An 11,660-nucleotide genomic window follows, 5' to 3' on the forward strand; every position below is an offset into this window, starting at 1 on the left:
CTGCTCAGGCAAATTTCACAAAGCGCAGCGACAGCGAGTTCATGCAGTAGCGAAGTCCGGTGGGCCGTGGCCCGTCGTCGAAGACATGGCCGAGATGCGCATCGCAGCGGCGGCAGGCGACGGCGATTCGCCCCATACCCCAACTGTTGTCGGAGATCTCGTGCACGTTCTCCTTGGCGATGGGTTGCCAGAAGCTGGGCCAGCCGGTGCCCGACTCGAACTTGGTGTCCGAGTTGAAGAGTGCCGTGTCGCAGCAGATGCAGCGATACAGCCCCTTGTCATGATCGTTCCAGTATTGGCCGGAGGAGGCGCGCTCCGTATCGGCATGGTGGGTCACGGCGAAGGCGTCGGGGGTGAGATGCTGCCGCCATTCTGCGTCGCTCTTCACAATGGTAGGCACGGTCTCGGTCTGCAGCCGCTGCCCGGTGTCGGAGAACATGACGATCCTGACTTCTTTCGGAGGTGGCGCGGAGTCCTTCGCCTCGACCGTCCGCGAGCCGCGCGTGGACCAGATCCAAACTCCCGCTGCCGCCGCGGCGGACGCGCCGAGAAACTTCCTGCGGCTTAACGTCGTTGTCGTTTTCTGTCTGCTTCTCTCGTCGTCGTCCATTGCAATCCCTCCGTGGCGCCCGATGCCTGTTGTGACACTAGTCGGCACGAACAACTCTACGCGCTGGATATGACGCACACCCGCTGAATAGATTACGGCCGCGACGCAATACTGGATTTCCGGCGCGCCTCTTGAAGAATGCGCCGCGTGCACTATATTGATCCGATGGCTGCCCAAATGAGATTCGCCGCAATCAAGCCGCTCGCGCAGAGGACACGGTCTGCCGCGCTGCTGGTCATGCTGATCGCTCCCTCGGCCGCGCTGTGTCAGCAGCAGGGCTGGACCATCGGTCCCTTTCACCGGCCTGTCGCCGCGCCGGTGATTACGCCCAACCCGCAGTCGGTCTTCTTCGATCCGCTGCGGCGGCGGCCGGTGCATTGGGAGGCGTCGAACACCTTCAACCCGGCGGCGGTCGTGCGCAACGGAAAGATCTATGTGATCTATCGCGCCGAAGATGATACCGGGCCAAAGGTGATCGGCATGCACACCTCGCGGCTGGGGCTGGCCTCAAGCGACGACGGCGTTCACTTCGTTCGCAGCGCCGAGCCCGTCTTCTATGCCGCCGACGATGCGCAGAAAGACCGCGAGTGGCCCGGCGGCGTCGAAGATCCGCGCGTGGTTGAGAGCCCCGATGGCAGCTATGTGCTGACCTATACGCAGTGGAACCGCAAGTCCACCAGCATTGGCGTTGCCACGTCGAAGGACCTCGTCCACTGGACCAAGTACGGTCCTGCATTTCCGCCGAGCGATCGTCCCGCCTTTCACAGCTACAAGTCCTCCGGCATCGTCACGCATCTCGTCGACGGCCGTCTCATCGCCGCGAAGATTCACGGCAAATTCTGGATGTACTGGGGCGAGGTGGAGATTCATCTCGCGACCTCGCCGGACCTCATCCACTGGACCGCAATCGAAGATGCGAAGGGCAATCCCGTAGTTCTGCTCAAGCGCCGCGCCGACCTCTTCGACAGCGGCTTCCCCGAGGTCGGCCCTCCGGCAGTGATGACGAAGAACGGCATCGTGCTGATCTATAACGGAAAGAACGGCGCAGGCCACGGTGCGGCAGGACTCGATCCCGGCGCTTACTCAGTCGGCGAGGCGCTCTTCTCTGCGGACGATCCGGCGAAGTTGCTGAAGCGCACCGACGAGCCCGTCTTCCGTCCTGAGCTTCCCTTCGAGCGCAGCGGGCAGTACCCCACCGGAACGACCTTTGCCGAGGGGCTGGTCGTCTTCAAGGCGAAGTGGTTTCTCTACTATGGCTGCGCCGACTCCTTCGTTGGAGTCGCTGTTGCCGAGCGGCCTGCACCTTAGCGAACTGCGCATGGCCCGCATGGCATATCATTTTTCTGATTCCCGAAGTCGCGCTCCAGGGGGACGGATGAAAGCCAGAGTTAATCGGATCGCCGTCATCGCGCTGCTCAGTGTTCTCGCTCTAGCTGCTGCCGCGCTCGCGCAAACCGCTTCATCGCCCACGCTCGATGATGTGCTGCAGCAACTCGATAGCAATCTTCATCGCTACGAGGCACAGGTTCCCGACTTCTTCTGTAGCGAGCACATCGTCTCCTCGCAGGCCTATGCTGGCAAGCGGCAGTTCTCGGTCAACGACTCGATCTTCCGGCTACAGCGTGTGACGCATCCCGGCAGCGCGGCGACGCTGGATGAATCGCGCGAGGCCACGGCGGTCAACGGAACGTCCGTCGAGGGGAAACAGATCCAGGGCCCAGCCATTCTCGGCGGCGTCTTTTCCGGCGGCCTCGATGTCGTCAGCCTCAGCCAGAGATCCTGCATGAGCTACGCTCTCGAGCCGACGCTGCCGGGCGAGCCTTACGTCATTCAATTCGCTACCCTGCCGGGCAGGCACGCCAACTGTCTGCTCACCGAAGAGAGCCGCGGCCGAGTCTTCATTGACCCGGCCACCATGCAGGTCAAGCGCATGGAGCTGATTGCGCCGCATCACACCATCCTTCCGCAGACGGTCGGCGTATGGCGCATCACGATCGACTACGCTCCCGTGCTTCTCGATGCGCGCACCTTCTGGATGCCAACGACCATCGCCTCGACAGCGATCTCAACCTTCGACGGCAACCAGACCGTATGGGCCTTCGATGCTCGCTACAGCAGCTACCATAGGCTCGAAGTCACCTCTCGCATTCTGCCTCCGAGCAGCCCTGCTACGCAGTAACTACGCCGTCTCGTCCTCCCTGCGCTTCGGCTTCTGGCGAAGCAGCAGCGGCAGGATGAAGAGGATGCTGATGATGGTGGTAATCATTCCTCCCACCACCACGCGGGCCAGCGGCTGCTGCGCCTGCGCGCCGATGCCGTTCGACAGCGACGCAGGCAGCAGCCCAAGTCCCGCCGCGAGGCACGCCATCACCACTGGCCGCATCTCGTCGATGCAGCCCTCTTCGAGTCCCTTGTCGGTGCATCCGTCCTCGGTGATGCTCTCGCGTTGCGCTCGCCGCACGCCCGACATAAAGACGACCGCGCCCAGCGTTGCCACTCCTATCAGCGACGTAAAGCCCACCGCGGCGGAGATGCTGAACGGCGTGTGCGTCACGAACAGCGAGACCGCGCCGCCCACCGCCGAGAACGGCAGCGTTGCGATGATGATGAACGCGTCCTTCCATGTGTTGAACTGGATGTAGAGCAGCACCACGATGATCGCTAGTGAGATGGGAATGATGACGGCGAGCCGTCGCTGCTCCTTGCGCAGCGAGTCGAACTCTCCTGCCCAGGTGTAGTTGTAGCCCGTCGGCAGCTTCACCTTCTCCTGCAACTGCGCCTGCAAGTCGCTGATCGTGGTCGATAGATCGCGTCCCCGCACGCTGAATTTAATCGGAATGTAGCGGCGTCCTCCCTCGCGATAGATCATGAAGCTGCCCTCGCGAATGCTCACATCGGCCACCTGCCCCAGTGGTATGCTTCCGCCGTCGGCAGTGGGAATGAGGATGGCGCGAATCGCGTCGGGACTGCTGCGATCAGCCTCGGGATAGCGCACCGTCAAGTCGAAGCGACGGTCGCCCTGGATCACCTGCGTAATCGGCGCGCCGCCGATAGCTGCCTGCACTGCGGCGTTGATGTCCGCCGACAGCACACCGTAGCGCGCGGCCTTGGCACGGTCCGTTTGAATGATGAGCGACGGCTGCCCACCCACCTTGAAGACGCCAACGTCAGCCACGCCGGGAACGGACTTCATCACCGTTTCGATCTTGTCGGCGAGACTGGTCAACGTGTCGAAGTCGTCGCCGAAGAGCTTCAGCGAGTTCTCGCCCTTCACGCCTGACATGGCCTCTTCCACGTTGTCCTGAATGTTCTGTGAGAAGTTCAACTCGATGCCGGGAAAGCGCGACAGTCGGTTGTTGATCTCATTAATCAGATCGGGCTTGGTCAATCCAGGCCGCCACTTGTTCGCAGGCTTCAGCGCGACCGACACCTCAATATTGTTGAAGGTGCTGACGTCGGTGCCGTCGTCGGGGCGGCCCATCTGCGAGACCGTCTGCGTTACCTCGGGCGACTCGTCGATCACAGCGCGGATCTGGTTCGCCATCGTCGCTGCGGTGTCGAACGAGATGTCCTGCGGCAGCGTGGCGCGAATCCACAGGTTGCCCTCTTCGAGCGGAGGCATAAACTCGCCGCCGACAAAGATGAAGCACAGCACACCCGCCAGCAGCATCGCCGCCGCGCCGATCCACACGGACTTCGGATAGCGCAGTACGCGATGCAATACCTTCTCGTAGATCCTGCGCAGCGAGCGGCTCAGCCACGTATAGCCGTCGCCCACCTTCTGCACCGTCGGCGCGGTCAGGTAGCCCAGCACCGGCGCAAAGACCAGCGCAAACAGTAGCGCACCCAGCAACGCGAAGCCATACGTGACCGACATGGGCGAGAAGATCTGCCCGGCCACGCCCTGCATCGTAAACAGCGGAATGAACGCCACCACGATGATCCCGGTCGAAAATAGCACAGGCCGCGCCGCGTCGGTGACGCCTTCGACGATCAGCTCTCCCGTCTCTTCGCCTTCGATACGCCGCGACAGTTTTCGATAGATGCTTTCGAGCACGATGATCGACGCATCGACCAGAATGCCGAAGTCGATCGCGCCTATCGAAATTAAATTAGCAGAGCGGCCCGCAAGCACCATCATGCCGAAGGCGAACAGCACCGCAAATGGAATCGTGACCGCCGCGATGAAGGTGATACGAAGATCGCCCAGCATCGACAGCAGCACCAGCGTCACCAGGATTAACCCGGTGATGATGATGTCACGCACGGTGTGGGTGGTCTGGTTGATGAGAGTGGTGCGGTCGTAGATGGTGCTGATGTGCATTCCCGGCGGCAGCAGGCTGCCCGAGTTCAGGCTGGCGATCTTTTCCTTCAGCGCCTTCAGCGTCGGCAGCGACTTCTCGTCCTTCTGTAGTAGCACAATGCCCAGCACGATATCGTTCTGCTTGTTGCGTCCTACCTGCCCCAGCCGTGGCTGAAAGCCCTCGCTCACCTTGCCGATATCGTTGACCGTAATCGGGGTGCCGTTCTTCTCCGCGACCACGATGGAGCCGATATCGGCAATCGTGTGCACTTGTCCCACGGCGCGCACGTTGACGTTCTGGTTGCCGAGCTGCAAATAGTTGCCGCCTGCGTTGGCGTTCGACGACTGCACCGCGTTGATGACCTGCGGCAGCGTCACGCCGTAGCTCAGCAGCTTGTTGGGATCGGCCTCGATCTGGTACTGCCGCGTCGTTCCGCCAAAGGTGGTGATGTCGATGACGCCGGGAACCTGTTTCAGCTCGCGGCGCACCAGCCAGTCCTGCGTGGCCTTGATCTCGTTGAGCGTATAGCCGCGGCCTTCCAGCTGATAGCGATAGATCTCGCCGATCGGCGACCACGGAGAGAGCTGTGGCTGCAGATTGTTGGGCAGCGTCAGCGTCTGCAGACGGTTCAACACCTCCTGCCTATCGCGGAAGCTATCACTGTCGAAGTCGAAGTAGAGCTTCACGTCGGAGAGGCCGAAGATGCTGATCGAGCGCACCTGGCTAAGGTGCGGTGTGCCGTTGATGGTGGTCTCAACCGGAACCGTGACCTGCTGCTCCATCTCTTCCGCAGACCACGAAGGGTTCTGCGTGATGATCTCGACCAGCGGCGGCGAGGGATCGGGATACGCCTCGATATCGAGGCGCGTCACCAGGAAGCCGCCCAGGGCGAGCATGACGAAGAACAGGATCAGGATGATGGCGCGATAGCGAATGAACAGGCGAATGAGTGGCTGCACGCTTAGTCTCCGCTCGTGGGGCGAAGCAATGCGCCGCCGGCTGTGACGACCTTGTCGCCGTCGTTGAGACCGTTAAGGACCTCGATGTTCTTCACCGTGCCCGACTCCAGCGTGCGGCCCACCGTCACCGCGCGCTGATCGAAGCCTCCCGCAGCGTTGACGATAAAGACGAACGTTGTGTCGGCCTCGTGCAGCACCGCTGTCGCAGGAAGAAGGTAGGTCGCATGGGGAACGCCCGCCACGCGGATGGTGGCAAACATATCGGACTTCAATTGATGTTTTGGATTGCTCAGAACCACGCGCACCTTCAGCGTGTGCGTCGTCGGGTCCAGCGCGTCGGAGACGTTCTGGATGTGGCCCGACAGCTTCAGGTCAGGATAGGCAGGCACAACGATATCGACCGCTCGGCCCGGACGAACCGAGGCCAGGTCCTTCTCGAAGACGTCGCCCACCACCCACACCGTGTCCAGATTTGCAATCGTTGCAATCGACGTCGCGTTGTCGAGCGAGCGCTGCATCTCGCCGGTCGCCGTGCCAATGTCGAGCACCACGCCCGAGATCGGCGCACGCAGCGCCACCGTGTCCGAGACGCTGTTCTCGGCGAAGCCAAGCTCGCGGATATGTTGCCGTGCCCGTTCCAGCTCCGAGTGCGCGACCTCATCGGTGGCCTTCAACTCGGCGAAGTCCGCCTGCGAGAGCACATCGTGCGCCAGCAGCAGCTTGCCCCGCGCCAGCGCGCCGTCCGCGCGGATCACCTCGATCTTTGCCTTCTCGAAGTCCGAGCGCGCCACCGCAATATCGTTGCTCTGCAACTGCGCGATCACCTGCCCCTTCACCACATTCTGTCCGGGCAGGATGTTGAGGCCGAGGATGCGTCCGCTGAGCGGAGGATAGATGTGGACGACGTGCGCCGGGTCGGCCATGATGTGCGCCGGAACCTCAAGATAATCGGTACTCTCGGTCGGATGCACCACGGCGCTCTGGACACCGACGTTGGTGGGCTGCTTTTCAGCCGCCGGGGGAGTGTGGTTGCAGGCCGTCAAGGGAAAGACGGCAAGTGCAAGGGCTGACAGAATTTCAATGCGTGGCTTCAAGATTTTCATGGGAGGATGTCCGTCGCGGTCGCGTAGCTGAGTTGGTGAATGGCAAGCCACACCTGAACATTGGCGTTAAGGCTGCTGAGATGGATGGAGCGGTAGTCGCGCAATGCGTCGAGATAATCGAGCAGCGTCGAGTTTCCGTTGCGATAGCTGAACTGCAGGTTGTCGCGCACGCGGCCTGCTTCGGCAAGGTAGTGGGTGTTGTAGCGCACCGCCTGGTGCTGCGCGGTGTCGAGCGCAAGCCACGCCTGATCGACGTCGGAGACGACCTGGTTGCGCGCCGCCACCACGGCGAACCGGCTCGAGTCGATCTCGTAGCGCGTGCGTTCCTTTTCGCCCTGGTTGCGGTCGAAGATGCGCAGCGGAATCGCGAGGCTCACGCCGAAGGTGTTGTCGGAGCCGCTGCGCTCGTACTCGCTTGCAAGCGTAGGGTCGGCGGTGCCGTTGGCGATAGCAAAGCGCGCATTCGCCTGCGACAACAGCAGCGACTGCTTCGCCGCCTGGAAGTCAGGACGTGCGGCCAGGGCGCGGTTCTCGGCGTCGGTCATGGTCAGCGTCAGCGCTGGAGGCTCCAGCGTTCCCGTGACGTCGAACGTGGGCGATGGATGATCGACGCCCAGCAGCTGCTGCAACTGCGCGCTCGATTGCTGCAGGTTCAGCCGCGCCGAGTCGTCGTCAGACTCGAACTGCGCCTGTTGCAGATCGATCCGCTCGAAGTCCGTCCGCGTAATGTCACCCGCATCCAGCCGCTGTTTGCTCAGGTCGACCGTCTTGCGATAGTCGGTGAGGTTTTCTTCCGCAATGCCCACGGCAGCCTTGGCAGCGAGCATGTTGGTGAACGCCTGCCGCACGCTCAGCACCACCTGCCGCTCCTGATCGTGCAACTGGCTCTCAGTCACCAGCGCCGTGTCGTTTGCGCCCTCCATCCGCCAGCGCCGCTTCTGTCCGCGCTCGAAAAGCCGTGACACGTTGGCCGAGTAGTAATAAGGATTGCCTCCGTTGTTGTTGACCTCCGGCAGCGTCACCCCCTGGCCCAGCAGGGTCAGCGTCGGGTTCTGCCGCGCTTCGGCTGTCAGCACGGTGGCATGCACCGCGGAGAGATGTTCGCGTGCCGAAGCCAACGACGGATTGTCGGCCACGGCGCGATCGACCGCCTGCTGCAACGTGATCGGTGTAGTCGGCGGCGAAGAGGGCGATTGAGCTGCGAGAGACGGCCATGCCATCGAGATGGCGCACAGCACGTAGAAAATTTTCTGCGTCATACTGCCTTCAGAGTTTAGATTGAGCTATGTGAGGAATGTATAAAGACGAACTTCTGCTAACAGGAGAGAAGGCCAGCCACAGGGGGCGGTCGAACGCCACAGGCGCGGATGAACCCGGCCAGAAGCCTCGCGGCAAAGATGCGCGGACGCAGGCGTGAATAGAACAGCGGCGCGGCCATGTTCAGCAGGACCAGAACGATTGCCCCCAGCAGGCTGAACAGCCCAAGGACGCCGATCTGGCCATGCGGAGCTTCGCTCGCTCGCATCATGTGCTCGAGCTCGATCGGCGTGCTCATGGCGACGCGGTCGTCGGTCATCGAGATGGCCGGGAACAGCAGCACCAGCAGAAGCATCAGCGCCACCAGAGTGGTCCATTGAAACTCAGTGTGCCCCTTGCGGATCGCCCACACCCACCCACCAACGAGGAAGAGGGACAGTGCGGCCCAGGCGAGATTGAGAAAAAGCTCCACTCTTGGCCGAGAATAGCACAATCGGCACGAGAGAGCGTTGTTGAACGGGGCGGTGCGAAGGGCTCGCCGCGTTGAAGTGAGAGCTGGTGAAGGCGAGAACAGACACGACATACAGGGCTTGCGTTCCGCTCGAGAGGACGTGCGTTCGCGCAGAGACTGGTGAAGGTTTAGCAAGCCCCTCCAATAAATGCTTAGACACCCTTCACCACGTCATCTCGACCGAAGTGGCAGCGGGAGAGGTTGAATTCGAAGCCACCGATAGCTATAGAGGCTCACTGCTTTGCTGCCGTGAAAGCCATTAACGTGCGTTTCTCCGGGGTTTGATGAGTGCATTCGCTATGATGCGGAATGCATTGAAGTGAGCCAGACCTACGAATGCGAAGACAGGCCGCTGTTGCCGCGCAGTCCGGCAAGAATCTGCGTCATAAAATCATTGGCCGCGCCGGGACTGTTGGGTAGAAAGATCGTGTTCGAGCCGCTGCGCGTGCCGATGTCGCGCAGCGTGTCGAAATACTGCGTCAGCAGTACCAGCGCCATCACATCTTCGGACGTACTGCCCGGCACCGACTCGCGAAAGTGTTCGATCGAAGCCCGCAGCCCGTCGATGATCGCCTGCCTCTCCGCCGCGATGCCCTTGCCCTGCAGCGCTTTCGACTCCGCTTCGGCTTCAGCTTGCTTCACCTTAAGGATCTTGTCGGCCTCGCCCCGGGCCCGCGCCGCCACCTGCGCCCGCTGCGCCGCGTTGATGTCATTCATCGCGGCCTTTACCTTCACGTCAGGAACAATGTCCGTGACCAGCGCCGTGAGGATGTTGTAGCCAAATCCCGACATGATGGTATCCAGTTCGGTCTTCACGTTGATCGAGATACCCGACTGTTGCTCAAACGTCTCGTCGAGCGAGAGCTTCGGCACATGCCCGAGGATGCTGTTGAAGACGAACGACTCAATCTGTTTCTGCGGCGCGCTCAGTTTGTAAAACGCGTCGTAGATCTTGTCATCGAGAACCTGGTACTGCACCGATACCGGAATCTGCACAAACACGTTGTCATGCGTCTTGGTCTCGACCGAGAACTGTGCCTGCTTCACCTGAAGGTCGACGACGAACACGCGCTCGGCATAAGGCACCAGCACATGCAGGCCGGGCCGCACGATGCGGTTGAACTTGCCGAAGCGCTCGACCACGCCCGCCGTATAGGTGCGGACGGTAAACAGGGTCTTGAGAACAGTAACCAGCACAGCGATGGCGACGATAAAAAGAACAACCAGCAGAAAAGTATTCAACGGTTCCATGTGCGAATTGGCCTCGCAGCGAGAATACAGGAAACCTGTTTCGAGAAATTAATCGACAGGCCCCCGCCGCACGTCATCTCGACCGGAAATGCGAGGCCCCGATGAGCTTGCTCGTTGGGGTGCAAGCGAAGCGCAGTGGAGAGGCCCTGTATTTCGCCTTGACCACGCTTCCACCCCAATGACAGCCCATGTCAGCATGCGCGAGTTAGCATAAAACCATGGCGACGCACTTCTCCAACGAAGCCCTGAAGTTCCTGCGCGGTCTCAAGCGCAACAACGACCGCGAGTGGTTCGCCGCACGCAAAGATGTTTACGAGCGCGAGTTGAAGGCCCCCATGCTGGCGCTCGTCGCCGAGATCAACGACGCCATGGTCGACTTCGCGCCTGAGAACGTCCGCGCCCCGCAGAAGGCCATCATGCGCATCTACCGCGACATTCGCTTCAGCAAAGACAAGCGTCCCTATAAGATTCACCAGGGCGCATGGTGGGCGCGGGAGGGATTGGAGAAGACCTCGGGCGGCGGCTTCTACTTCGACGTCAGCGGCACCGAAATCACCATCGCCGCTGGCACCTTCATGCCCGAGCGCGAACAGCTGCTCGCCATCCGCCGCTACCTCGTCGATCACCACTCCGAGATGCGTCATCTGCTCGCAGCTAAAAAGCTGAAGGCGGCCATGCAGCCCATCGACGGCCAGCGCCTTACCCGCGCGCCCAAAGGCTTCGCCGTCGACGACCCGGCGATGGACCTTCTCCTCTGCAAGCAATGGGGAGTCATCGCGCGGCTCCCCGCCGAGTTCGCGCTACGCCCAACGCTGGTCAAAGACGTGGTGACACACTTCAAACTCGCCGCGCCCATCGTAGCGCTGCTCAACACGCCACTCATCCCCAAACCGCGCAAACCGCTCTTCTAGCCCAGCCACGCGTCATCTCGACCAAAACGCAGAGACCCTGTATTTCACCGTTGCCTGTTCTTCTACCTCAACCCCACCGACGCGGGCCGTCGGCATCAATCATGATGCAGAATCGTGCCCAAATTCAGCCGCAGCGTTCTGGCCGCAGGCAGCAGCATCGACACCGCAACGATCAGCGACAGCGCCACAATCGCCGTCGCGTAGCTTGCCGGATCGAGATTACTCACTCCATAAAGCGCGACCCGCAAAAACTTTGACCCGAACGCCGCGAATCCTGTTCCGGCTGCCAGCCCCACCACTGTCGGCCAAAGAAACTGTCGCAGCACCGCAGCCAGCACCGCGCCCGGCTGCGCGCCCAGCGCCATGCGAATCGCAATCTCCTTGGTGCGCTGCGTCACCACAAACGCCACCAGCCCAAGGATCCCCACCGCTGCGAGCAACACCGCGACCAGCCCTACAAGACTCGCCGTCGCCGCCACCATCTCAATCTGGTCCAGGTTATGGCGATAAAGCATCTTCAGCTGCCGCACCTCGGGAAACAGCGAGCCATCGAGACTCGCGCTCATCGCCTTCACCGCTGGCGTCAGCGAACCCGGCTCTCCGTTCGCCCGCACGATCATCGCCATATCCGGCATGTCCTCCGCCTGCGCCGCCCAATACTGCTCGGTGGCATCGTCGTCGTTCAGCGCATTGATGTGCGCGTCTCCCACCACGCCGATCACCGTGTCCTTCACCGGGCCATCTCCCAGCATCT

At 61.6% G+C, this 11,660-nt stretch carries 10 protein-coding genes; 3 read left to right on the plus strand and 7 right to left on the minus strand.

The annotated features are described in order from the left end of the window. Positions 1-4 precede the first annotated feature (4 nt). On the minus strand, positions 5-610 hold the full coding sequence (gene msrB, locus VMU57_RS05125) for a peptide-methionine (R)-S-oxide reductase MsrB (protein WP_325381487.1): 606 nt from the start codon (positions 608-610) through the stop codon (positions 5-7). A gap of 177 nt (positions 611-787) precedes the next feature. Between msrB and VMU57_RS05130 the strand changes: the two genes are divergently transcribed. Then, positions 788-1,918 carry a glycoside hydrolase family 130 protein gene (locus tag VMU57_RS05130; protein WP_325381489.1) on the plus strand — a complete coding sequence of 377 codons (1,131 nt, stop codon included), beginning with the start codon at positions 788-790 and terminating at the stop codon, positions 1,916-1,918. Positions 1,919-1,985: 67 nt separating this feature from the next. Continuing rightward, positions 1,986-2,789: a hypothetical protein gene (locus tag VMU57_RS05135; RefSeq protein ID WP_325381491.1), complete on the plus strand. Its 804-nt coding sequence runs from the start codon at positions 1,986-1,988 to the stop codon at positions 2,787-2,789. Here VMU57_RS05135 and VMU57_RS05140 read toward each other — a convergent pair whose 3' ends face one another. The 5 genes from VMU57_RS05140 to VMU57_RS05160 all read right to left on the minus strand — a co-directional run bounded on the left by VMU57_RS05140 (position 2,790) and on the right by VMU57_RS05160 (position 9,995). After that, positions 2,790-5,873 (minus strand): CusA/CzcA family heavy metal efflux RND transporter, encoded by a 3,084-nt coding sequence (locus VMU57_RS05140; RefSeq protein ID WP_325381493.1) that lies wholly within the window; start codon positions 5,871-5,873, stop codon positions 2,790-2,792. A 2-nt stretch (positions 5,874-5,875) separates the two neighbouring features. Continuing rightward, the gene (locus VMU57_RS05145; RefSeq protein WP_325381495.1) at positions 5,876-6,976 is read right to left on the minus strand and encodes an efflux RND transporter periplasmic adaptor subunit; all 1,101 of its coding nucleotides are present in this window, start codon (positions 6,974-6,976) and stop codon (positions 5,876-5,878) included. Then, complete coding sequence (locus VMU57_RS05150; protein ID WP_325381497.1) at positions 6,973-8,235, minus strand: TolC family protein; 1,263 nt, start codon at positions 8,233-8,235, stop codon at positions 6,973-6,975. The genes VMU57_RS05145 and VMU57_RS05150 overlap by 4 nt, the downstream gene beginning before the upstream one ends. A gap of 56 nt (positions 8,236-8,291) precedes the next feature. Next, positions 8,292-8,705, minus strand: coding sequence for a hypothetical protein (locus VMU57_RS05155; protein ID WP_325381499.1), 414 nt, complete (start codon positions 8,703-8,705; stop codon positions 8,292-8,294). A 369-nt stretch (positions 8,706-9,074) separates the two neighbouring features. Next, positions 9,075-9,995, minus strand: coding sequence for an SPFH domain-containing protein (locus tag VMU57_RS05160; RefSeq protein WP_325381501.1), 921 nt, complete (start codon positions 9,993-9,995; stop codon positions 9,075-9,077). 218 nt (positions 9,996-10,213) lie between these two features. Here VMU57_RS05160 and VMU57_RS05165 point away from each other — a divergent pair, with 218 nt between their 5' ends. Continuing rightward, entirely contained in the window at positions 10,214-10,906 is a 693-nt protein-coding gene (locus tag VMU57_RS05165) for a DUF2461 domain-containing protein (protein ID WP_325381503.1), read from the plus strand. Between the two features lie 95 nt (positions 10,907-11,001). Here the strand turns inward: VMU57_RS05165 and VMU57_RS05170 are convergent. Then, positions 11,002-11,660, minus strand: a 659-nt coding sequence (locus VMU57_RS05170) for an FtsX-like permease family protein (RefSeq protein WP_325381505.1), incomplete at its 5' end; no start/stop codon positions are given.

The organism is Edaphobacter sp. (genome assembly GCF_035532915.1).
Lineage (GTDB): Bacteria > Acidobacteriota > Terriglobia > Terriglobales > Acidobacteriaceae > Edaphobacter.

What these genes read in the sequence shown, in the direction of transcription:
- msrB (WP_325381487.1), bottom strand. Translation starts at nt 610, where the DNA reads ATGGACGACGACGAGAGAAGCAGACAGAAAACGACAACGACGTTAAGC.
- VMU57_RS05130 (WP_325381489.1), top strand. Translation starts at nt 788, where the DNA reads ATGAGATTCGCCGCAATCAAGCCGCTCGCGCAGAGGACACGGTCTGCC.
- VMU57_RS05135 (WP_325381491.1), top strand. Translation starts at nt 1,986, where the DNA reads ATGAAAGCCAGAGTTAATCGGATCGCCGTCATCGCGCTGCTCAGTGTT.
- VMU57_RS05145 (WP_325381495.1), bottom strand. Translation starts at nt 6,976, where the DNA reads ATGAAAATCTTGAAGCCACGCATTGAAATTCTGTCAGCCCTTGCACTT.
- VMU57_RS05150 (WP_325381497.1), bottom strand. Translation starts at nt 8,235, where the DNA reads ATGACGCAGAAAATTTTCTACGTGCTGTGCGCCATCTCGATGGCATGG.
- VMU57_RS05160 (WP_325381501.1), bottom strand. Translation starts at nt 9,995, where the DNA reads ATGGAACCGTTGAATACTTTTCTGCTGGTTGTTCTTTTTATCGTCGCC.
- VMU57_RS05165 (WP_325381503.1), top strand. Translation starts at nt 10,214, where the DNA reads ATGGCGACGCACTTCTCCAACGAAGCCCTGAAGTTCCTGCGCGGTCTC.